General features: G+C 67.6%; 16 protein-coding genes. 8 read left to right on the forward strand and 8 right to left on the reverse strand.

What is annotated here, in order from left to right:
- Positions 1 to 8 precede the first annotated feature (8 nt).
- Positions 9 to 605 carry a TetR/AcrR family transcriptional regulator gene (locus ACWDV4_RS13035; protein ID WP_449977712.1) on the reverse strand — a complete coding sequence of 199 codons (597 nt, stop codon included), beginning with the start codon at positions 603 to 605 and terminating at the stop codon, positions 9 to 11.
- Positions 606 to 699: 94 nt separating this feature from the next.
- Here ACWDV4_RS13035 and ACWDV4_RS13040 point away from each other — a divergent pair, with 94 nt between their 5' ends.
- Together ACWDV4_RS13040 and ACWDV4_RS13045 are read left to right on the forward strand one after the other, a co-directional pair.
- On the forward strand, positions 700 to 1668 hold the full coding sequence (locus ACWDV4_RS13040) for an NADP-dependent oxidoreductase (protein ID WP_449977715.1): 969 nt from the start codon (positions 700 to 702) through the stop codon (positions 1666 to 1668).
- Between the two features lie 69 nt (positions 1669 to 1737).
- A complete protein-coding gene (locus ACWDV4_RS13045) occupies positions 1738 to 2292 on the forward strand; it encodes a nuclear transport factor 2 family protein (protein WP_449977718.1) in 555 nt (184 codons plus the stop codon).
- Here ACWDV4_RS13045 and ACWDV4_RS13050 read toward each other — a convergent pair.
- Positions 2220 to 2693, reverse strand: a complete 474-nt coding sequence (locus ACWDV4_RS13050) for a winged helix-turn-helix transcriptional regulator (protein WP_449977721.1) — start codon at positions 2691 to 2693, stop codon at positions 2220 to 2222. The genes ACWDV4_RS13045 and ACWDV4_RS13050 overlap by 73 nt on opposite strands.
- 47 nt (positions 2694 to 2740) lie before the next feature.
- On the opposite strand from ACWDV4_RS13050, the gene ACWDV4_RS13055 reads away from it, so the two are divergent.
- A complete protein-coding gene (locus ACWDV4_RS13055; RefSeq protein WP_449977724.1) occupies positions 2741 to 3640 on the forward strand; it encodes an SDR family NAD(P)-dependent oxidoreductase in 900 nt (299 codons plus the stop codon).
- Between the two features lie 73 nt (positions 3641 to 3713).
- On the opposite strand, the gene ACWDV4_RS13060 is transcribed toward ACWDV4_RS13055, so the two are convergent.
- Entirely contained in the window at positions 3714 to 3905 is a 192-nt protein-coding gene (locus ACWDV4_RS13060) for a hypothetical protein (RefSeq protein ID WP_449977727.1), read from the reverse strand.
- Between the two features lie 613 nt (positions 3906 to 4518).
- On the opposite strand from ACWDV4_RS13060, the gene ACWDV4_RS13065 reads away from it, so the two are divergent.
- From ACWDV4_RS13065 to ACWDV4_RS13085, 5 genes are all read left to right on the forward strand, one after another.
- On the forward strand, positions 4519 to 5664 hold the full coding sequence (locus ACWDV4_RS13065) for a hypothetical protein (RefSeq protein WP_449977729.1): 1146 nt from the start codon (positions 4519 to 4521) through the stop codon (positions 5662 to 5664).
- 2 nt (positions 5665 to 5666) lie between these two features.
- Complete coding sequence (locus ACWDV4_RS13070; protein ID WP_449977732.1) at positions 5667 to 6212, forward strand: flavoprotein; 546 nt, start codon at positions 5667 to 5669, stop codon at positions 6210 to 6212.
- Between the two features lie 506 nt (positions 6213 to 6718).
- Positions 6719 to 9877, forward strand: a complete 3159-nt coding sequence (locus ACWDV4_RS13075) for a non-ribosomal peptide synthetase (RefSeq protein WP_449977735.1) — start codon at positions 6719 to 6721, stop codon at positions 9875 to 9877.
- Between the two features lie 6 nt (positions 9878 to 9883).
- Positions 9884 to 15538: an amino acid adenylation domain-containing protein gene (locus ACWDV4_RS13080; RefSeq protein WP_449977737.1), complete on the forward strand. Its 5655-nt coding sequence runs from the start codon at positions 9884 to 9886 to the stop codon at positions 15536 to 15538.
- The gene (locus tag ACWDV4_RS13085) at positions 15535 to 16824 is read left to right on the forward strand and encodes a phosphotransferase family protein (RefSeq protein WP_449977740.1); all 1290 of its coding nucleotides are present in this window, start codon (positions 15535 to 15537) and stop codon (positions 16822 to 16824) included. Before ACWDV4_RS13080 ends, ACWDV4_RS13085 begins: the two co-directional genes overlap by 4 nt.
- Before the next feature lie 48 nt (positions 16825 to 16872).
- Here ACWDV4_RS13085 and ACWDV4_RS13090 read toward each other — a convergent pair whose 3' ends face one another.
- From ACWDV4_RS13090 to ACWDV4_RS13110, 5 genes are all read right to left on the reverse strand, one after another.
- Entirely contained in the window at positions 16873 to 17091 is a 219-nt protein-coding gene (locus ACWDV4_RS13090; RefSeq protein ID WP_449977742.1) for a ferredoxin, read from the reverse strand.
- Between the two features lie 7 nt (positions 17092 to 17098).
- Positions 17099 to 18298, reverse strand: a complete 1200-nt coding sequence (locus tag ACWDV4_RS13095; protein WP_449977745.1) for a cytochrome P450 — start codon at positions 18296 to 18298, stop codon at positions 17099 to 17101.
- A gap of 201 nt (positions 18299 to 18499) precedes the next feature.
- Positions 18500 to 19219: a hypothetical protein gene (locus tag ACWDV4_RS13100; RefSeq protein ID WP_449977748.1), complete on the reverse strand. Its 720-nt coding sequence runs from the start codon at positions 19217 to 19219 to the stop codon at positions 18500 to 18502.
- A gap of 145 nt (positions 19220 to 19364) precedes the next feature.
- A complete protein-coding gene (locus tag ACWDV4_RS13105; RefSeq protein WP_449977750.1) occupies positions 19365 to 20795 on the reverse strand; it encodes an endo-1,4-beta-xylanase in 1431 nt (476 codons plus the stop codon).
- Between the two features lie 152 nt (positions 20796 to 20947).
- Positions 20948 to 21538: a DinB family protein gene (locus ACWDV4_RS13110; RefSeq protein WP_449977753.1), complete on the reverse strand. Its 591-nt coding sequence runs from the start codon at positions 21536 to 21538 to the stop codon at positions 20948 to 20950.
- Between the last annotated feature and the right edge of the window lie 505 nt (positions 21539 to 22043).

Here is a 22043-nt window from a genome sequence, read left to right on the forward strand (position 1 = left end):
TCGTGACATCAAGGAGCCGCCGGCGGTGGGTGGGGCAGCGGGTGGGCACCTTCTGGGCGTAGGCCGTCGAAGATGATGGCGAGGTAGCGCCGCCACAGGTCGGGCGAGGCGTCTGGGACGTAGCTGGTGACATAGTTCGGCGCACACATCAGCAGGATGAGGTCCGCGCCGGTGACGTCGGCCCGGACAGCGCCGTGCTCACGGGCTCGGTCGACCAGCGCATGCACGGTCTGGAACATCTGGGTGCGAACCCTGGTGACCTCCGCGGTCTCGCCGGCCCCCTGCAGGAACGACAGGTCGCGTTGCTGCCGCTGATGCGCTGCGACGGTGAGAAACTCCAGCATCGCGGCGCCGGGATCCGCCGCTTTGAGCAGTCTTTCGCCGACCGCGTTGAGTTCGTCGATCCGGTCGAGAACGATCGCGGCGATCAGGTCGTCCTTCGTGGCGAAATGACGAAACACGGTGCCCTTCCCGACACCAGCCCGGCGGGCGATGTCGGCGACCGAGGCATCCAGCCCCCGCTCTGCGAACTCGTCCGCAGCCGCCGCCAGCAGCAGCCGCCGGTTGCGGGCGGCGTCGGCACGCAACGGACGGGTCGAGGTCATGTCCCCCACCCTAGCAAGTTGACCGCCCGGTCCGCTTATTGCTAGCTTGCCGTCGAGAACATGACCGCGCGGTCCGCTTAATGGAGGAAACGCAATGAAGGCAGTTGTCGTAACCGGCTATGGACCACCCGAGGAGTACACGGTGACCGACGTGCCGGTGCCCCGGCCCGGGCCGGGACAGATCCAGGTCCGGATCGCCGCCGCCTCGATCAACCCGGCGGACGTCCGACTGCCCAGCGGCGACTTCCGCGACACCGTACCGCTGGGGTTTCCGCACGTTCCCGGCAACGACTTCGCTGGCACCGTCAGCGAAATCGGCGCTGGCGTGACGGCCTATCAGGTGGGCGACGAGATCTTCGGCCAGGCCGTGCCGCGGGCGCTACATGTAATGGCCGGTACGACCCGGCCGTCGCTGAGCACCGGTTCGCTGGCCGAGTACGCGGTTTTCGAGGCTGACACCCCGTTTCTGGCGCACCGCCCAGCCGGACTCGACATCGAGCAGGCAGCGGCCCTGCCCACCATCGGCCTGACCGCACGGGCGCTGATGGCCACCGCCAAGGTGCAGCCGGGTGAAACTGTCTTGGTCGTCGGCGCTACCGGCGGCGTCGGCACCACCGTGGTTCCGCTGCTCGCCAGCGCAAAGGCGCGGGTGATTGCCACCACGACCGCCGCTGATGCCGACCTCCTGCGAGCTCTCGGTGCCGACAAGACCATCGGGTACGCGGAATCCGAGTATCCCTCCGACGTGGACGTCGCGTTGAACCTGACCCTGCCGAGTGACCGCCTCGCCGGAGTTGCCAGCGCGATCCGCCCAGGCGGACGCGTCCTCACGATCACCTACCCGGTACCGCAGCAGAAGTGGATCGGGCGCTATGACGTCAGCTTGCAGTTCGTGCTGGACATGGACGGTGCCTTCGGTGGGATGCGCGAGGTCGGTGAACTGGCGGTCCGTGGCGAACTGCCCGCCACGATCGGCCGCCGCTACACCCTCGACGAGGGTGCTCAAGCATGCGTCGACTTCGTCCGCCTACACACGACCGGCAAGCTGGTCGTCACGATGTGAAACACACTGCCATCGGCATTTTCTTTGAAAGTCACCCGTCCGGCGACGCCACTGTGCCAGGGGAACTACATGACAACCGACATCCGCGCACTCCAGCAGGCTTTCGATGATGCTGAGTTGCACGCCGATACCGACTGCTTGAACACCCTGCTGGCGGATGACTTCACGTCTATCGGCGAGCGCGGCTACCTGCTGGACAAGCGGCAGTGGATCGACCGACACACTGAATTCGCCTACCTCTCACTGGAGACAACCGAGGTCGATGTCCGCTGCTACGACCGCGCCGCGATCGTGCGCTGCGTCCAGCGCAGCCGGGCGGCCTGGCGGGGGGGAGGAGGAGGCCATGGCGCTGACAGTCCGACTGAGTCAGACATGGATCAAACTGCCCGACGGGTGGCGTTCTGCGGCGCCAAGGTGCGTAGGACGCAGAACTTGTTGCCCTCGGGGTCTGCCATGACCACCCAATTTCGGTATGAGCCTTGGCCCACATCCGTCTTGGTGGCACCGAGGCCAAGCAGTCTGGTCACCTCGGCCTCGGTGCTGCCTCTGCGCTACGGCCCGATGTCACTGGAGGACTCCGTTGGCTGGGCCAAGCCGAGCTGTTCCGACGGCGGCGACGAGTGAGCGCCAAAGCGGTCGCGTGCGGTGGCGATCTCTGCGCCGTGGTCTACCGCCCAGGCGGCAAGCGCGGATAACGGATTAAGGAGAGTGCGGCCGAGTGGCGTCAGGTCGTACTCGACGCTCGGTGGAATGGTCGGATACACCGTGCGGGCGGCCAGTCCGTCACGTTCCAGCGCGCGCAGCGTGCGGGTAAGCATCCGTTGGCTGATGCCTTCGACGGAACGGTGCAGTTCGTTGAAGCGGTGCGGTCTGCGGCCCAGCAAGATCAGGATCAGCAGGGTCCACCTGTCGCCGACGCGGCGCAGTACGTCGGTGACGGGACAGGCGTCGTACTCCTTGGATGGCACCGGGATGGGAAGTGGCGCGCCCACGACCGAGGGCACATGGGTGTTCGTACCGAACATCAAACTGCCTCCTTCCCGGCCGTCCCAAGGTTACAGATGATTGGCGCATGATCACGCAACGACCGGAAGAGCACATGCGCGGCCAGCAGCCAAAGACGATTGTCATTACCGGGGGAACGGACGGGATGGGCCGGGCCACCGCGCTGGCCCGGCTCAGACGCGGTGACACGGTGGTCGTCATCGGCAGTAACAAGGCCAAGGGCCGCGCGCTTGCCGAGGAGGCGGGCCGGACGGGGGCGGTTGGCCAACTGCGGTTCCTGCGGGCCGATCTCAGCTCCATCGCCGAGGTCGAACGGGTCGCCGCCGACATCGCACACCACCATCCAGTCATCGACGCGTTGGTGTTCTGCGCCAACCGACAGAGCCCGAAACGACAGGAGACGGTCGACGGGCTGGAGTACACCTTCGGCCTGTACTACCTGAGCCGTTACCTGCTCAGCCGGCGACTGCGCACGCCGATGGACGCCAGCACAGCTCCAGTGATTATCAGCGTGGCCGGCGTTGGTAACACCGCTGGCGCGATCCACTGGGACGACCTGCAACTCGAACGCCGGTACAGCACCGTCCGCGCGCAGCTTCAGGCCGGACGGGCGAACGATCTACTCGGTGTCGCGTTCGCTCAGCGAGCAGCAGGTAAGGCCGCGTATGTCATGTACCACCCCGGCTTTACCCGCAGCGGTGACCTCTCCGTCCTCAGCCCGCTGCAACGCGGAATCATCCGGCTGCTCGCCCGGTTTGCCGCACGACCGGTGGAGACCTCGATCCGGCCCATCGTCGAGTTCATCGACCATCCCCCGCGCGCCGCACTTACCGCGATCGACCGGGGCAAGCCCGTCAACCCATCATTGAAGACCCTCGACCCGGGCGACGCCGATCGGCTGGCCACCTTGACCGAGCAGTTGTTGTCCCCACACACCGCGGCAACGCCGCCGCCGCACGGAAACTAGGTCAGGCCAGCGTAGTCGCAAGATCATTGGTGATGATCAGAGCACCTTGAAATCCAGGACCTCGCACCAGGGTTCAGTCGCCGACCACCCGCCGGGACCGGCGCGCCTCGATCTCGTCCACCGCCGGCCCCTGATACCGGCGTCGTCCCGCTGGCCGGACCGACGGTTCTTCGACACCGAACAGCGCTTCGAGCGGCGCGGCGTGCTCCTGGCAGCGCTCGGTCTCAGTACTGCGCCCATCGGACACGACCCGATAGCTGCGCACCGGCTGACCCGGGTCCTGACAGATATCACAAACAGTAATTGTGATTTTCACTCACAGACCCTTCGTACGCTAGCTCGCCGTGCCCGGTATGCACCCTACCTGGCAATCCTGAACGGACGAAGACTGCCTCCACCTGGCCTACTACACCCGGACGGCACACCAGCACTTACCGCACGCCCCTGGTCACCGCCATCACCGTACGCATGCACGGCATGCGCAACGCGTATAACGATCTTCAGCACAGCGTGTTGAATGGATAGGTTCATTGGCTGACCACAACGGACGGAGCCGCCCCACCATGGCGAGGACGCCGGCACGACAAAACACCTGCCCCCGCTGCGGAGCCCGCCTGGCCCGCGACAACGACAGCGGACGCTGCGCACCCTGCCACACCGCCGAACGCGACCGGCTCACCAAGCCACCCGCACTACCAGCGACCTTCTGGGACCACGAACCCGTCCGCCAAGCCCTACACGAACGCCACCTCGGCAAAGTCGTCCGCGCCTACCGCTACCACCCATACCACGGTCGACTCGCCCTACCCCAAGACCTCGTCGCCCGCTGGCTCGGCATCACCCAAGCCCAACTCAGCCGAGCCGAAAACAGCCCACCCATGATTCACCTCGACCGCCTCATCCACTGGGCCCAACTCCTCCACATCCCCGCCCACCTACTCTGGTTCAAACTCCCCGAGGAGCAGCATCGCGAGGTAAAGAGCGGACATACCGAGGTAACGCATCGGTCGCTCCCAACGACGACAACTCCTCTGACACCCAACGCCGACGCCGGAGCGCTGGCGGGCTTGCGCGCATTCCTCTCGAACTACCTGCCGGAGCGCCTAGCTCTGACTGAAGCTTCGATCGTCGTTGCGGAGCGGGAGGCAGCACGAATACATGACCTCTACCAGCGGGCAAGCTATCAAACTGCGGCAGAGCAAGTGCCAGAGGTTCTTGCCGGCGCGACCGTTCTCGCCGAAGGAGGACCACGATCGCAACAGGTCGCCGCTCTTAAGATCCTCGCCACCGCCTACCTCGCTGCCTCCAAGCTCGCCTGCAAGGCCGGTGACGGGGAGACCGCTCTTCTCACCGCCGATCGGGCTGCCACCGTCGCCCGACTCGTAGATGACCAGGCACTGAACGCGATGGCTGCGTACCAAGCAGCATGCGCCCTCTTACGGCTCCCAGGAAGAATCGGCCAGGCTGAGCAAGTGGTCCACCTCAGCATCGAAAAGCTCCTACTCAAGGGCCGGGCCAGCAACCCTGACCTCACGTCCGCAACCGGGGCGCTGCTTCTTCTCGCAGCACTCATCGCCGCCCGGCAAGCCCAGACGAAGGAGACAGGAAAACACCTGGTTCACGCAGGCCACCTCGCCTCCGAACTGGGGGCAGATCAAAACCGCCTGTGGACCGGCTTTGGCCCGACCAACGTTGCCATCCATACCTTGTCCGCTGCGGTGCAAGCTGGCGAGCCAGACCAGGCAATCCGTATCGGCGCTAGCCTGGACACCTCTCATCTGCCCGCGGCTCTACTCGGTCGGCGAGCCCAAGTCCATCTCGATCTCGCCACAGCCACCGCCGAGAGGCAAGAAGAAAGCGCGGTCGCGGTGCTGCACCTGATGGAAGCCGAGCGCATCGCCCCAGAGATCCTGAGGTTCAACATTCGCAGCCGGGCCCTACTTGCCGACCTCCTCGGCCGGGAACGTCAAAGCGTCACCCCTGGTCTCCGGCCAATGGCCCAGCGCGCCGGCCTCCTCGGCTAACCATGAGCACTAGTCCCGTACAACCGGTCCTCTACCTCGTGGTTTGCGCCGCTCCTCCAGCACTCCAGGTCGACGAGCTAATCAAACTGATGATGGACGATGGCTGGATCGTATGCGTGATAGCCACACCAACAGCAGCAACGTGGATCGACCGCAAGATTATTGCGGAGCAGACCGGATACCCGGTTCGGTGCGAATTCAGACGCCCCGACGACGTCGATCCCCTGCCGAAGGCAGATGCCGTCGTCGTCGCACCAGCTACCTTCAACACAATCAACAAATGGGCTACCGGCATCAGCGACAGCTTGGCTCTAGGCATCCTCAACGAAGCGCTCGGCCTCGGGCTACCGATCCTGGCCTCCCCCTACGCCAAGTCGACGCTCATCCAGCACCCCGCCTACGCTCGGCATGTCGAGCTGCTTACCGGTGCTGGCGTGACCTTCACCCACCCTGAGGCTATCCGGCCACATACCAGTGACCAACCGTTCCTCTGGCATCTCATTCAAAAAGCACTCGAAGAGATCCTTCGGCCGCCAGTACCTGGATAAGGGCATGTCCGTCATGCTCGATCCCCCACACCACGTCCTACCGGATGAGCGGTCCGCGATGCAATCGATTCGTTCGGCCCGCGAAACGTTCGGAGCACAGTCTTGAACGAAGGCAAACCCGGGCCACGGCTGACCGTATGGGAGATCTTGGAGCCAGATGGCCCTCGGAACGGCCGTTATCCTCCAAGGTCTTTCAGTTATCCCAGTTGTTGGAACGCAAGTCCTACAATATGGACAGCCACGGGCGGGCGGGGCGAGGACAGGGGCGGCGCCCGCAATTCGTCCTAATTAGACACATCTGGGTTGGCAGTCCTCTTAGGAGGGAAAACCGAGACGGTGGACAGACTGGTCAGCTGGCCCATGCTGGAGACCCGGGCCGCCACCGGACATGGTCAACTAGACATTTATATATAGAGGTTCAACCGAGGGGCGCCGGTAGATGCGCGACTAGCATCAACCCGCTACCGACACCCGCGACAGCGGTGTCTGCACCATGGGGAGGAAACGTGGCGCCAGGGTCCGGCGAGTACACATTCCCGGCGTCCTCCGCCCAGGAGTGGATCTGGCTGGCCAGCCAGATGGGCACCGAAGCCGCCGCCTACAACCTGCGCAGCATCGTCCATCTTCCTGGCGACCTCGATCCGGAGATCGTCCGCTCGGCCCTGGCCGAACTCGTCCACCGACACGAGCCGCTACGCACCACCATCCGTACGCACGACGGGGCCCTGACCCAGGTCGTACACACCGAGGTACCGGTCGAACTGCCGATACTGGACCTGTCCGCCCTGCCGGATGCGGATCGGAGCCACGAGTTCATCACGGTGGAAACCGCCGAACTGGCCGAGCCGTTCGTCCTCGACCGGGCTCCCCTGTGGCGAGCCCGGCTGATCCGCTGGCGAGATCGGCAGACGCTGCTGTTCGTCGCCCACCACACCATCTTCGACGGCAACTCGCATTCCATCCTCGTCGCGGAGATCACGGAGCTGTGCCAGGCGGCCGTCGAGAGACGCGCCGCAGTACTGCCCCCGCTGGAAATCCAGTACGCCGACTTCGCAGCTTGGCAGCAGCAGCAGATTCAGAGTGGGGCGCTCGACGCCGATTTCACCTACTGGCGGGATCGGCTCGCCGGGGCACCATCGGTGCACGGCGTACCCACTGATCGTCCGCGCACCGCGGACCCACACCGACCTGGCACGGATCTACCCTTTCCCATGCCCGACGGGCTACAGGACAGGATCGCCCCATTCGGCGCGCAGCACCGGGCAAGCCCAGCGATGGTGCTGCTTGCCGGCTACACAGCGCTGCTGCACCGGCTCTCCGGCGATCCGACGATCCTGGTGGGACTCCCGGTCAGCGGACGGGAGCGGCCCGAACTCAACCCGATGATCGGCATGTTCGTCAACACCGTCGTACTCCGGATCGACCTGGCCGGCGACCCCACCTTCGGTCAACTCGTCGAACGGGTCCGGGACACCATGCTGGCCGCCCTGGAACACCAGGCGCTTCCCCTGCCCCTCCTGGTGGAGGCGATGGCCCCGCCCCGGACCGCCGGGGTGCAACCGCTCTACCAGCTCGGCTTCAACTATTTGGGCAATGTCGGTCTGAGCACCAGCAACGGAGTGGCGCACGAGGAACTCCTGCTGGAGCTGACCGAAGACAGGGGACGGCTGGAATACCGCCGCGACCTGTTCGACGCCCGTAGCGCCGAGCTTCTCGTGCAGCGCTATCTGCACCTGCTCGACGGCGCGCTCGCCAGCCCGGACACTGTGTTGTCCGCGCTGCCGGTGCTGACCGGGGCGGAACGACAACTGGTGGCAACGGAGTGGGCCACCGGCCCGACCGGGACATCCGGTCCCGACATCGTCGAACTGTTCCGCAGCCAGGCCGCACGGCGTCCGGAGGCGGTCGCCATCCGCGACGGCGGGGCCTCGATCACGTACGCCGAGTTGGACCGGCGCACCGACCAACTGGCGCAGCGTCTTCGTAGCCTCGGTGCCGGGGCGGAACAGCTCGTCGGCATCGCCCTGCCCCGCTCGGCCGAGGTGGTGGTCGCGATGCTCGCGGTGCTCAAGGCCGGTGCGGCGTACGTGCCACTGGACCCCGCCCAGCCCGCGCAGCGACTGACCTACCTGATGTCCGATGCTGCCACGTCGGTGGTGGTTACCACGGAGCGACTCCGGGGCACCCTGCCCTCAAGTACGCACACCATCGTCTGCACGGACCAGGCCGATCCGTACACCGACGGCGAATCCGAGGAGGCCCAGGAACCGGTTCGCCCCCATCCGCTCGGGCTGGCCTACGTCATCCACACCTCCGGCTCGACCGGCCAGCCCAAGGGGGCGATGGTCGCGCACCGCGCACTCGCCGCGCACGCCACCTGGTTCGTCGACCAGGTGGGTGTCACCGCCGAAGACCGACTCCTGGTGCTGACCTCCCCCAACTTCGACGTCTTCGGGCAGGAGGTCTACCCCGGCCTGATCGCCGGGGCGACCCTGGTGATCGCGCCGCCCGAGGGGGCGCTGAACCCGACCCAACTGTTCGAGACCGCCCGCCGGGAAGAGGTCACGCTGCTCTCCTGCGTACCCACCGTGCTCCGGCACCTGGTGGCGCACCCTGGCCTGGCCAACTGCCGGCACATCCGCAACGTGACCTGCATCGGCGAGCAGCTCACCGGGGATCTGGCGGTTGCGCTGCACGCCGTACTGCCGGTGCCGCTGCACAACCTGTACGGGCCGACCGAGGCCACCATCGCCGTGTCGGCGTACACCGTGGCACCCGAGACCCGGGTGGCCGGGGCGGTGCCGCTCGGCGGCCCGATGGTCGACGCCACGTTCCACGTCCTCGACGACGACGGCGAGCACACCCCGGTCGGGGTGCCCGGACACCTGCACATCGGTGGTGTCCCGCTCGGCCGGGGCTACCTGCGGCGGGCGGCGCACACGGCAGCCTCCTTCGTCCCCAACCCGTACGGCCCGCCCGGCTCCCGGCTCTACCGCACCGGGGACCGCTGCCGCTGGCGTCCCGACGGCACCTTGGAGTTCCTCGAACGCGTCGACCGGCAGGTGAAGGTCAACGGTGTCCGGGTCGAACTCGGCGAGATCGAAGCGGCCCTGCACGCCCAACCAGGCGTACGCGAGGCCGCGGTCGTGGCCCAGCCGGACCGTACCGGTGACAAGCGCCTGGTGGCTTACGTCGTCGGTAGTGCCGAGCCGGCCGAACTGCGATCGGCCCTGCGCACGGTACTACCGGCGGCCATCGTGCCGGCCGCCATCATCGGGCTGGCCGCCCTGCCGATGCTGCCCAGCGGCAAGCTGGACACCGCCGCGCTGCCCACCCCGACCGAGGCGAACGGGCCAGCCGCCGCCCCCACCACCGCCCGGACCACCGCCGAGGAGCTGGTGGCCGACGCCTGGGCGGCGGTGCTCGGCATCGACACCGTCGACGTCCACACCAGCTTCTTCGACCTGGGCGGACACTCCCTGTTGGCCGGTCGGGTGATGGCCCGGCTGGCCGACACCCTCGACCTCGACCTGCCGATTCACCTGCTCTTCGTCCACCCCACAGTGGCCGAACTGGCCGCCGAGGTCGAACAGCTACTCATCGCCCAGCTCGACCAGCTTTCCGAGGACGAGGCTGCCGCACTACTCGCCGCCCAGGAAAGGTAACCACGAATGTCCGTAGCCCCGGATTCGGGCACCCAGGACGTCCGGCTATCCGCGACCAAGCAGGCTCTCCTCGACCGGCTGCTACGGCCCCGGGCCGAATCCGCGTCCCGGATCGGTCCCCGGCCAGTGGACGTCCCCCGGACGCTGTCGTACGCCCAGGAGCGCCTCTGGTTCGTGGAGCAGCTGGGCACCGGTGGGGCCGCCTACCACATATCGGTCGCGGTCTGGCTCGACGGCCCGGTCGACCCCGCCGTGCTCCAAAAAGCCCTCGACGACCTGGCCGCCCGACACGAGAGCCTGCGGATGAGCTTTCCGCCGGTCGAGGACGGCCAACCGGCCGTGGTGGTGACCGAGACGCTCTCCGTACCGCTGCGGCTGGCCAGCGTGACCGCCGACGATCCCGCCGACGGTCGACAGCAGGCGCTGGACCTGGCCCGGATCGAGGCGGGCAGCCCGTTCGACCTCGCCGCCGGGCCGCTGGTCCGAGCCCAGCTCGTCAACTACGGCGAGCAGGCCCACCTGCTGTCACTGGAGACCCATCACATCGTCAGTGACGGCTGGTCCATCGACGTGCTGGTCGGTGACCTGCTGACTGCGTACCGAGCCCGGCAGGCGGAGGCCGAGCCGACCTGGTCTCCACTTTCGGTGCAGTACAGCGACTATGCCCACTGGCAGCGTGACCAGCCGAGTGTCGAGCGCGGGCTGAGGTACTGGACCGATCAACTCGTCGGGGTGCCCGCCCTGGAACTGCCCACCGATCGACCCCGGCCGCCGACCCAGCGCTTCGACGGCGCGACCCACCGGTTCGAGATCGACGCCCCGCTCGCCGCCGCCGTGACCGAACTGGCCCGGCGGCACGACGCGACGCGCTACATGACCCTGCTGGCGGCGTACCAGCTGCTGTTGGGCCGCTACAGCGACCAGACCGACTTCGCGGTCGGTTCGCCGGTGGCCGGCCGGGACCATCCGGAGCTGGAGGGGCTGGTCGGCATGTTCGTCAACATGCTGCCGATGCGGGCCCAACTGGACGACGACAAGGACTCCTTCGGCCAACTACTCGGCCGGACCCGGCAGACGGTCCTCGACGGCCTCAGCCACCAGCGGGTCCAGTTCGAGCAGCTGGTGGCGGAGCTGGGCGTCGCCCGGGACGTCAGCCGGTCGCCGCTGTTCCAGGCCACCTTCGCGCTACAGAACTACCAGATGCGCGATCACGCCGCCGGTGCCGATCCGGACGGACTGGCCGCCCGCTGGGAGATCCTCGACCTGTCGGCCACCCGGTTCGACCTGGAACTGCTCGTCGTCGAGACCAGCTCCGGCCAGTTCTACTGCGAGTTCATCTACAACACGGCCCTCTTCGACGGCGCGACCGTCGAGCGGATGAGCCGGCACCTCACACACCTGCTGCAGACCGTGACCGCCCGCCCCGACGCACCGCTGCGCGACCTCGGTCTGCTCACCGACTCCGACCGGTCGACGGTGCTGGAGCAGTGGGCTGGGGGCACGGCACGGTTCCCGGTCGAGCAGACCCTGCCCGAGTTGTTCGAGGCGCAGGCGCGCCGCCGGCCGGATGCCGTCGCGCTGGTCTTCGGCGACACGGAGGTCAGCTACGCCGAACTCGACCGGCGCGCCGACCGGTTGGCCCACCGGCTGCGGCGGCTCGGCGTGGGACCGGACACGCTGGTCGCCCTGCACCTGCAACCGAGCGTGGCGACCGTCGAAGCGATCCTCGGCGTACTCAAGGCCGGTGGGGCGTACGTCCCGCTGAACCTGGCCTATCCCCGGGAGCGGTTGGAGTTCATCCTCACCGACACCGGGGCACCGGTCCTGATCACCGACCGGGAGTTGCGGGACCGGCTGCCCGCCTACACCGGGCAGGTCGTCTGCCTGGACGACGAGGAGCCGGACGAGCCGACCGGGCCAGCCGAGCCGACCGCCGCTGCACCACCAGCCGCGACCGGCCCGACGGTCACCCCGGAGAACCTGGCCTACGTCATCTACACGTCGGGTTCCACCGGCACCCCGAAGGGAGTGCTGGTCGAACACCGGCAGGTGGTACGGCTACTCACCGCCACCGAGGCGCACTTCGACTTCGACGAGAACGACGTCTGGGCGATGCTGCACTCGTACGCCTTCGACTTCTCCGTCTGGGAGATCTGGGGTGCCCTGGCGTACGGCGGGCGACTCGTCATCGTGCCCACCGACGCGATCCGGGACCAGGAGCGGCTGCTGGACGTGCTGCGCGAGCAGCGGGTGACCGTGCTCAACCAGACCCCGGCGGCGTTCCGGGGGCTGCGGGCCACCCTCACCGAAACCGATCGCTCCTTCGCCGACCTCGACGTGCGGACCGTTGTCTTCGGCGGCGACGCGCTGCACCTGCGCGACCTGCGGCACTGGATGAGCCAGTACGGCGACCAGAAGCCGGCCCTGGTCAACATGTACGGCATCACCGAGACGACGGTGCACGTCACCGCCGGGCGGATCCGCCGCCGCGACGTACGCCGGAATGTCTCCTCGCCGATCGGCCGGCCCCTGGACGACCTGCGGGCCTACGTGCTGGACCGGCACCTCAACCCGGTGCCGGCCGGGGTGCCCGGCGAGTTGTACGTGGCCGGGGCCGGGCTCGCCCGGGGCTACCTCAACCGGTCGGCGTTGACTGCGGAGCGGTTCCTGCCGGAGCCGTTCAGTGGGATCCCCGGGGCCCGGATGTACCGCACCGGCGACCGGGTGCGCTGGTCTGCCGACGGAACCCTGGAATACCTGGGCCGGGTGGACCGGCAGGTGAAGATCCGTGGCTACCGGATCGAACTCGGCGAGATCGAGGCGGCCCTGCACCGCAGCCCCGAGGTACGGTCCGCGGCGGTGCTGGTCAACGAGGACGCCAGCGGCGACCGTCGGCTGGTCGCCTACGTCGTACCGGCCGACCCCGGTGCCCGACTGACCCCGGCCCGGCTGCGGGAGCAGGTCGGGCAGAGCCTGGCAGACTACATGGTGCCGGCCGCGTTCGTGGTGCTCGACGCGTTCCCGCTCACCCCGAACGGCAAGCTGGACCATCGGGCCCTGCCGGACCCGGACGTGACCCAGCAGTCGGAGCAGGAGTTCACCGAGCCGCGTACCGAGCGCGAACGGTTGATCGCTGGGATCTGGGCCGAGCTGCTGAACCTCGACCGGGTCGGCATCGACGACGACTTCTTCGACATCGGCGGGCACTCGCTGCTCGCCACCCGGGTCGTCACCCGCATCCGGGCCAGTCTGGAGGCCAGTGGCGCAGGCGGCTCGATCGCCCTGATGGACCTGTTCCGCTGCCGGACGGTCCGGGAACTCGCCCGGCTGCTCGACGAACCGGCCGACGCCGACCGACCGGCCCGACTGCTGCACCAGCTGACCCGGCCGGTACGCGACGACCAGCACGTGCTGTCCCTGGTCTGCGTCCCGTACGGCGGTGGCAGCGCAGCGGTCTACCAGGCCCTGGCCGAGGCGATGCCACCCGGGCACCGGCTCTACTCGGTGGCCATCCACAACGAGGAGGCCGGCGGCTCTCAGGACGCGATGGAGTTCGACGATCTTGTCGCCGGTATCGTCGCCGAGATCCTGCGGGACGTGTCGGGGCCGCTGGCTTTGTACGGCCACTGCGGCATCGGTAGCGCCACCGTCGTCGAGGTGGCCCGACGGCTGGAGCAGGCCGGACGGGAGCTGACGGCCGTGTACATCGGCGGCATCTTCCCGTTCGCCCGGCCCAAGGGGATCCTCAGCGGATTGTCGCGCTTCGCCGAGATGGAGTCGCTGCGCAGCAACCGCACCTTCATCAACCGGCTGATCGGCCGGGGCGTCGACATCGAGGACCTGGGCCTCGACGAGGTCAACCGGATCATCCGCAACATGCGGCACGACACCCGCAGCGCGGAGAGCTACTACGGTGGCCTGCTCGACCGACGGATTCCGAAGATCAGCGCTCCGGTCATCTCGGTCATCGGGGAACAGGACCCGGCCACCGACCACTACGAGGAGCGCTACCGCGAGTGGGACTTCCTCTCCGACACCTGCGCGTTGGTGGTGCTGGACGAGGGCGGCCACTACTTCAACCGCTACCGGGCCACCGAGGTGGCAGAGATCGTCACGAACACCCACCATGCGCTGGCGGAGGACGACGGCGCGGCACTGACCCGAGCCGCCCGGGGCCCGGAGAGTCCCTGGTGGCTGCATGGCGTACACCGAAGTGACCGGGACGAGCCCACGGACCCGCCACCGGGCACCCGGCGGCGACGGGCCGCCGTACCGAGCATGCGCCGGTTCCTCGGAGTCGCCAGTGGCCAGCTTGTTTCCCTGATCGGCTCCACGTTCACCTCGTGGGCGATCCCGATCTGGATCTATCTGACCTACGGCTCGGTGGCACAACTCGCCCTCTTCGTCACCCTGGGCATGTTGCCGGGTCTGGTGGTGGCCCCGCTGGCCGGTGCGGTGGTGGACCGGTCCAACCGGAAGCTGGTGCTGCTGGCGGCCAGCGCCGCCGCGTTCACCATCCAGCTCGGGCTCGGCATCCTGCTGTGGACCGACACCCTGCAACTCTGGCACCTCTACGGCCTGATGGTCGCACTGTCGGTGGCCGCAAGCTTCCAACGCCTGGCGTACGTCGCCTCCGTGCCGCAACTCGTGCCAAAGCACTACCTACGGCACGCCATCGGCGTGGTCGAGCTGGTGAACAGCTTCGGTACGCTGCTCGTGCCGCTGGTCGCCGCGAGCCTGCTGAACAGCATCGGCCTGGACGGCATCCTGATCCTGGACATCGTCAGCTACACCGTCGCCATCGGCGTCACCGCCGTCGTCCGCTGGCCGGCGATGATGGGCTGGCATCGACGGGAAACGATGCTCGCCGAGATCGCCAACGGCTTCCGGTTCTCCTGGGGCCACCGCAACTTCCGGGCAATGCTGATCTTCTTCCTGGTGCTGAACCTCTTCCTCGCCCCGGCCCTGATCCTGACCAACCCGCTGGTGCTGTCGTTCGGAAGCCTGGACCAGGCGGCCACCGTCTCCGTGGTCAGCGGTGTGGGTGCCACCCTCGCCGGGATGCTGGTGGCGATCTGGGGTGGCCCGGCCCGCCGGCCGATGCACGGGGTACTCCTGGCCGTCCTCATGATCGCCCTTTCCGCCATCCTGGTCGGGCTCCGTCCGGACCTGGTCACGGTGGCGATCGGAGCCTGTGGCATCGCGGCCGGCCTGACCCTGACCACCGGCATCTACCGGGCGATCGTGCAGGTGAAGATCCCGCAGCGCTACCACGGTCGGGCCGCCGCGCTCAACCAGATGATCTCGTGGTCCACCCTGCCGTTTGGCTTCGCCGTACTGGCCCCGAGCGCGAGCGCGTTCTTCGAGCCCATGCTGATGCCCGGCGGAGCGCTCGCCGACACCGTCGGCAAGGTGATCGGGGTCGGCGAGGGTCGGGGAATCGCCTTCGTCTACGTGCTCGCCGGGCTGGCCATCGCCGTACTCGTCCTCGTCGCCTCGCGGATTCCCGCGGTGGCCCGGTTCGACACGGCCACCCCGGACGCCCTGCCCGACGACCTCATCGGTGTGCAGGCCCTTCAGGACCGGCACCGGGACACCACCCCGTCGGCCGAATCGCGGACGCTGGTGTCCAGCGGCACAGTTGACGGGCGGCAGGCGTGACCACCCCCGGTGCCGCAGTGGATGGCGGACTGGAACTGGAGGTGATCATCACCGCCGCCGGAAAGGTCCTCGGCAGACCGTACGGATCCGGTGCGGCTCTGCCCCGCATCCGGCTGTCCAGCAGTTGGCCGCCACCGAGCAGCCAGTTACCGGCCGCGGTCGCCGCCGAGACCGGCCTCGTCGTGGCCCTGCTCGAACCACTCGACGCCACGGTGTTCGTGGCGGAGCCGGTCGACGGTGAGCCGACCGGCGGTTACGGCTGGTACGACCCGACCGCCTTCGCTGGCCCGACCGTCCCCGACTGGACGGCACGCCCCGCGCCCACGACTCGGCCACCGTGGTACCGGTCGGGCTGGTTCACCCGGGCGGTCGACTGGATCGACACGGCGTTGACCGACCGAGGCAGCCGGCGTACCGGCCCGGTCACCCAGATCCGGCACTGGACGACCTCCGCCGTACTCTGTGCCCCGACCTCCGAGGGGCGAGTGTTCCTGAAGGCGGTGCTGCCGCACCTGGCCCACGAGCCGCAGCTCATCAGGCATCTCGCGGATTCGTGGCCGAGGGCGGTGCCCGAGCTGCTCGCCCACTCTCCCGACGACGGCTGGTGGCTCACCGCCGACTTCGACGCCCAACCACCGGTACGGGATGCGATCGGTGCCGTGCGGATGCTGGCCCGGATCCAGGTCGGTTCGGTCGACCAGGTTCGGCGGTTACGGGAGGTCGGCTGCCCGCAGATCGGTCTCGACGACCTCGCCGATCGGGTGCCGGCACTAATTCGGCGGCCCGACCTGTGGCAACGCGCCGGCACACCGGACCGGGGACAGTTGACCAGAATCGGCATGTGGTTACAGGACCAGTGCGCCGAACTGGAGGATTTCGACTTTCCGCTCACCCTCGTACATGGGGACTTCCACCAGCACAACGCCGCCGATCGGCCGGACGGTCCGCTGCTGTTCGACTGGAGTTTCGCCACCGTCTCGCACCCGCTGTTCGACCTCGCCGGCTGGCTGCACTCGGCCGGCGAGCAGGATGCCCGCCGGCAGGTCACCGCCTATCTGGACGGCTGGCGGAAGTTCGCCGCACCGGGCACGCTGCTGGACGCGTGGCGGACCGCCCGGCCGGTCGCCGCCCTGGTGGAGTTGGCCAAGTTCGCCGATCTGGCCGACCGGATGGGCCCGGCGTACGAGTTCGACTACCTGCCGATGGCGTACGTCTGGGCCCGCCGGATCCGGGACGCGTTCGACGGCCGGGACGGGCAGCTCACCGGCTGGCGCGATCCGCAGTGACCGCGACCGCAGCTGGCGCGATCCGCAGTGACCTGCCGAAACACACCGTCAGCTCGGCTGTGCGTCGGCTCTGCTCGTGACAGTCCGGATCGCACCGGAGGGACACAGCTGTACGGCGTTCCGCACCGCCTCCCAGTGTTCGACGTTCGGCTGCGAGGTCAGCACCAGCACCGTCCCGGCCTCCTCGTCCTGGCCGAAGACTTCGGGTGCGGTGAGGGCACACATCCCCGCACCGCAACATCGCTCGGGGTTCGCCTCGACGAACATTCCGCGCCTACCAGGTGACCGGAAGTCGGTGCACGCCGTAGATGGCCATGTCGGTCCGCAGCGGAACCTCCCGGGCCGGCACGGCCAGCCGCAGCGTGGGAAACTCGCGCAGTAGTGCCGGGTAGGCGATCCGCATCTCCACCCGGGCCAACTGCTGCCCGAGGCACTGGTGTACGCCGTGCCCGAAGGAGAGATGGCCGATGGCGCGCCGGGTGATGTCGAGCTGCTCCGGCTCGGGGAACCGCGCCGGATCCCAGTTGGCTCCGGGCACTGACACGGTGACCGACTCTCCGGCCCGGATCAGCTCGCCCTCGATCTCGACGTCCTCGGTCGCGGCGCGCATCGGCCCGATGTGGATGATGCTCAGATAGCGCAGCAGTTCCTCGACCGCGTTGACGGCCAGTTCCGGCTCGGCCCGCAACGCCGCCATTTGTTCCGGATGCTGTAGCAGCGCGAACGTGCCGAGGGCAAGCATGTTGGCGGTGGTCTCGTGGCCGGCGACGAGCAGCAGCAGCCCGATGTTCGTCAGTTCCTCGTCGGTCAGGTCGCTACCGGTGACCAGCCCGCCGAGCAGGTCGTCTCCCGGCTCCACCCGCTTGTGTTCCACCAGATCCTGGAGAAACCGCTCCAGCTTGGTGGCCGCGGCCTGGCGCTGCTCGGCCTTGATGTGCAGATCGAACAGTACGGCGGAGTCGCGCTGGAATTCGTCCCGGGCCTCGTACGGCACACCGAGCAGTTCGCAGATCACCAGGGACGGGATGGGCAACGCGAAGGATCGCACCAGGTCCGCCGGTGGCCCTTCCTTGCGCATCGCGCCCAGGTGGTCGTCGGTGATCTGCTGGATGCGTGGAGTGAGCTGGTTCATTCGTCGGACGGTGAACTGCCCCATGAGCAGCCGACGGTAGCGGGTGTGTGTCGGCGGGTCAGTGACGATCATGGCCCCCGGTGGTGCCGGTTCCAGGCGCTGCGGCGGCACATCCAGCGAGATGGGTGACCGGATCAGTTCTCGACGGGAGCTGAACCGGACGTCCGCCAGCACCGCCCGGGCCGCGTCGTAGCCGGTCACCAGCCAGCCCTCGTGCCCGTCGGGATAGATCATGCGACTGACCGGCCGCTCCTCACGCAGCGCGGTGAGATCGGTTGGCGGATCGAACGGCTGGAGACGTTGGAGGGGTATTCCCTGGGGGATCGGTACCGTCGAGGTCATCGGGGTGTCCTTCTCGGTAGGGCCAGCCCTGAGTCAGAGCAAAGTGGATGGAGCTTTGTCCGAGGCAGCGACGCCAAGGCAACGAGCCCACCGTTACCTCGATCGTTCTGCGGCACTCGATACGCCCAGAAAACTACCGCGCGCTATCGTCCGAATACCATCCGTCATGGTGGTCTTTTGCGCCAAATGCACGTACGCGATTCAGTGCTCGTCAGGGGTGGCCGCTCGCCACTCCCGCCAGCAAGCCAGGTGTTCGTAGGCGTCACTCAACTCCTGCGCCACGTCAGGACTTCCGGTGGCCACGATTGCGGCCGCGAGCACGTCCGAGGGAATCGACCCCGCGAGCCACTGGTCGACCTCGCGCCAGAAGTCGCCCGCTCGCCGCGCGGAGCCCAGAAGATCCTGGACCAGGTCGGCAAGCTGGCGTGCTGCCGGTTCCCCAGCCGCTACCGGCCATCCGACCAGATAGGGCGTGACGCTTCGGCCGCATTCAGCAATGGTGTCGAGCACCTCGCTCGGATCACACATGCCGGGATAGGTCGATGTGGCCTGCTGCCACCACGCTGCTACGAAGTCGCCGATCGCACGCCGCTCGTCGTCGACAGCCGACCGCCACAGGCCACCAATCCGGTAGGGCAGAAACGACGGGTAGCTCCATTCGTTCATGTCGCCACTCGCGACCAGTTCCAGGAGTCGGGGCAGGAAGTGGTTCAGGTAGCGCTGGTCGCCCCAGGTCGTCATGGAGTTGAACAGCAGCGGGCCGAGCTGTTTGTCGGTGAGACGGCGCAGGGGCGTGTGATGGAGATCCGCCACCTGCTCCGGATCGACACAGTGGTCGCAGTAGGCCACGGACTCGATCAGTGGATAACGCGCGAAGACCTGGTAGAGAGCCTCGACCGCCGCCTCCATGCCGATGCTCATCAGAGCAGGCTAGTCACGCGTCGATCCGGCTTCCACGGAATTCCAGCTGAGACGACCGACCGGCGGCAGCGCCGCTGATCCAAGCAAGCGGGTGGGGAACCCGTACCCGGATCCCCCACCCGCACTCGCCAGACGTGCGATCAGCTCAGCCGATGGTGCAGGGGTTGCCGTTCAGGGCGTACGACGTGGGCAACGGGTTGGTGCCGCTGTGCGTCCCCTGGAAGCCGAAGCTCTGCGAACCGTTCGGCGCTATCGTGCCGTTCCAGCTCATGTTGCGGGCGGTAACCTGCCCGCCGGACTGCGTCACGGTCGCATTCCAGCCCGAGGTGACCTGCTGTCCAGCGGTGAAGCCGAAGGTCAGGGTCCAGCCGTTGATGCTCGTCGTGCCGAGGTTGGCGATGGTCACGTTGGCCGTGAAACCGGTGTTCCACGTGTTGGGCGTGTAATTGACCCGACAGCCGCCGGCCGGCGGCGGGGTGGTGGGTGAGGTAACCGTTGGGGTTGGCGTCACGATTCCGCCGAGCGCCTCGGTCACCGCGTCGTACGCCGGCTTCCGCTGGTAGTTGTCGTCCCAGATCAATGCCGCCCCTTGACCGGGGAAGGTGTCGGGCACCCAGGAGTAGCGGTCGGTGATGCCCCAGACCGTGACGCCAGCACACCGGGCCACCGCCAGGCACGCCTGGAACACTCGTCGGTAGTCGGCGGCCTGGTTGGCCAGCTTGGTAGCGTCGGCCGGAGTCTGCATCCGGATGTCCAACTCGGTGACGCGTACGTCGACCCCCAGGTCGGCGAAGCGCTGGAGGTTCTGCTGCATGTTGGACGGCACCTGGCCGACGATCAGGTGCGCCTGGAAGCCGACACAGTCGATCGGGACACCTCGCGCCTTGAAGTCCTGGACCAACTGGTAGATCGCGGTGCTCTTGTTGTTGATCCCGTCGGTGCTGTAGTCGTTGATGCACAGTTTGGCGGTCGGGTCGGCGGCTCGGGCGGCCCGGAACGCCTCCTCGATGTAGCCGTCACCGAGCCGCTGCTGGAACACCGAACTCCGGCGGGACCCGTCGTCGTTGAACGCCTCGTTGACCACGTCCCAGGCGGTCACCTGGCCGCGATAACGCCCGGCCACCGCGTTGATGTGGTCGACCATCGCGGTACGCAATTCGGCTGGCGACGACAGGTTGCTGACCCAGCCAGGCAGTTGCGAGTGCCAGACCAGGGTGTGGCCGTACAGTTTCTTGCCGCCGCTGGTGGCGTAGTTCGCCACCTGGTCGGCACCACTCCAGTTGAACGAGCCCCGCGCGGGCTCGGTGGCGTCCCACTTCATCGCGTTCTCGGCGACGACCAGGTTGAACTCGGTGTCGGCGATGTTGCGGTAGGCAGACTCCGACAGGCGGTTCGGGTCGAGGGCAAAGCCGATGTCCTTACCCTTTGCCGCAGCCAGGTCCTTGAGGGTGGTAGCGGCGGAATCGGCGAGGGCCGGCACCACGGCCCCGGCGATCATCGCCAGGGCCGTGGCCGTGAGAAGCCCAACGAGGGTACGGCGACGGCCTCTCCCCGGATGGGTCGTTCTGTCGATCATGAGGTCTCCTCCGCAGACGGATGGGTGACCTCGGCCGGTACCGCGGGTGGACCGGCCGAGCGTGGCAGGTACGACAACCACCGTCGATGGGAGCGCTTCCAAGTATCAGCATGCAACGGAGCCCTCGTCAATGGGCTCGCGACATCCTGGGGTCAGCGGTCGCGGGCCTCTTCCGCCACCTGCTGCACGCGGCTGTGGAACTCCCGCCACCAGCCCTGGTCTCCCGACGGCAGGTTCTCGTTTCCAGCCCGCAGCCCCACAGCTCCATCAATGAGCTCCCGGACGATGTCCGCGTGCCCCGCATGGCGCTCGGTCTCCGCGATCATATGTATCAGAACGCGGTGCAAGGTCACTTCGTTGCGGTCTTCGGGCCACCAGGGGACGCGAACGACCGCGTCGAGCGCAAAATCCTCGATCGTCGCGTCGGAGTGTGCCCACACCCGCCGATAGAAGTCGACGATCAGCTCACGGGACTCGTCGAGAGTGGCCCACATTTCCGCATTAGGCTCCGCACCGACTTCAAGCCCGGTCAGCGGCGAGTCGAGTGGACGGCCGAACGTCTCCCCCAGGTACCCCGCCTCCGTCAAGGCGACGTGCTTCACCACTCCCAGCAGGTTCGTGCCGGTTGGGGTCAGTGGGCGGCGAATGTCGTACTCCGAGAGCCCCTCCAACTTCCACACCAATGCGTCCCGAGCAGCTTGCAGATACAGGCGAAGATCAGCCTTCGGATCCGAATCGATCATGTCGAACAGCTTGCCACCATCTGGGCGCCATCAGCGCAGCGCCCTGGCGAGGCCAGGATCCGACTCGATGTCCGATTCATGGCCGAGCGTCCCCGGACTCCCCATGATCGACGGTGCTGGGTGTCCGGATCCGCGGAATGACCCCCCACCCCCAGGCGTTGAACCCACCGACGCCCGGAGCAGCACCCCACCCGGGCCGCCTCGGGAAGCCACCCCGGACCCCCCGGACAGCCGCCCCCCGGCGCGCGTCCAACACTCCGGCAACCCGGCCGGCGGAAATAGCCGGCCCACCCCGAGCGTTACATCCCCCGGGACACCGAGCAGGTCGCACCGACCCCGGCAGGTCCCCCCTTTTACTTGCTTCTTCTTTCCCTTTGTTCGCGGCACCCCACACACCCCCCGTGTGTGGTGCGCGTGCCGCACACCCCCGGAACGAAAGGAACACCACCATGAACACCATCACCCTGCGCAAGACCGCCCTCGGCATCGCCGGCCTCGCCTTCAC

This window comes from Micromonospora sp. NPDC003197 (genome assembly GCF_053590565.1).

What these genes read in the sequence shown, in the direction of transcription:
- ACWDV4_RS13105 (WP_449977750.1), bottom strand. Translation starts at nt 20,795, where the DNA reads ATGATCGACAGAACGACCCATCCGGGGAGAGGCCGTCGCCGTACCCTC.
- ACWDV4_RS13035 (WP_449977712.1), bottom strand. Translation starts at nt 605, where the DNA reads ATGACCTCGACCCGTCCGTTGCGTGCCGACGCCGCCCGCAACCGGCGG.
- ACWDV4_RS13100 (WP_449977748.1), bottom strand. Translation starts at nt 19,219, where the DNA reads ATGAGCATCGGCATGGAGGCGGCGGTCGAGGCTCTCTACCAGGTCTTC.
- ACWDV4_RS13040 (WP_449977715.1), top strand. Translation starts at nt 700, where the DNA reads ATGAAGGCAGTTGTCGTAACCGGCTATGGACCACCCGAGGAGTACACG.
- ACWDV4_RS13110 (WP_449977753.1), bottom strand. Translation starts at nt 21,538, where the DNA reads ATGATCGATTCGGATCCGAAGGCTGATCTTCGCCTGTATCTGCAAGCT.
- ACWDV4_RS13055 (WP_449977724.1), top strand. Translation starts at nt 2,741, where the DNA reads ATGATCACGCAACGACCGGAAGAGCACATGCGCGGCCAGCAGCCAAAG.
- ACWDV4_RS13095 (WP_449977745.1), bottom strand. Translation starts at nt 18,298, where the DNA reads ATGACCTCGACGGTACCGATCCCCCAGGGAATACCCCTCCAACGTCTC.
- ACWDV4_RS13065 (WP_449977729.1), top strand. Translation starts at nt 4,519, where the DNA reads ATGATTCACCTCGACCGCCTCATCCACTGGGCCCAACTCCTCCACATC.
- ACWDV4_RS13090 (WP_449977742.1), bottom strand. Translation starts at nt 17,091, where the DNA reads ATGTTCGTCGAGGCGAACCCCGAGCGATGTTGCGGTGCGGGGATGTGT.
- ACWDV4_RS13050 (WP_449977721.1), bottom strand. Translation starts at nt 2,693, where the DNA reads ATGTTCGGTACGAACACCCATGTGCCCTCGGTCGTGGGCGCGCCACTT.
- ACWDV4_RS13080 (WP_449977737.1), top strand. Translation starts at nt 9,884, where the DNA reads ATGTCCGTAGCCCCGGATTCGGGCACCCAGGACGTCCGGCTATCCGCG.
- ACWDV4_RS13070 (WP_449977732.1), top strand. Translation starts at nt 5,667, where the DNA reads ATGAGCACTAGTCCCGTACAACCGGTCCTCTACCTCGTGGTTTGCGCC.
- ACWDV4_RS13045 (WP_449977718.1), top strand. Translation starts at nt 1,738, where the DNA reads ATGACAACCGACATCCGCGCACTCCAGCAGGCTTTCGATGATGCTGAG.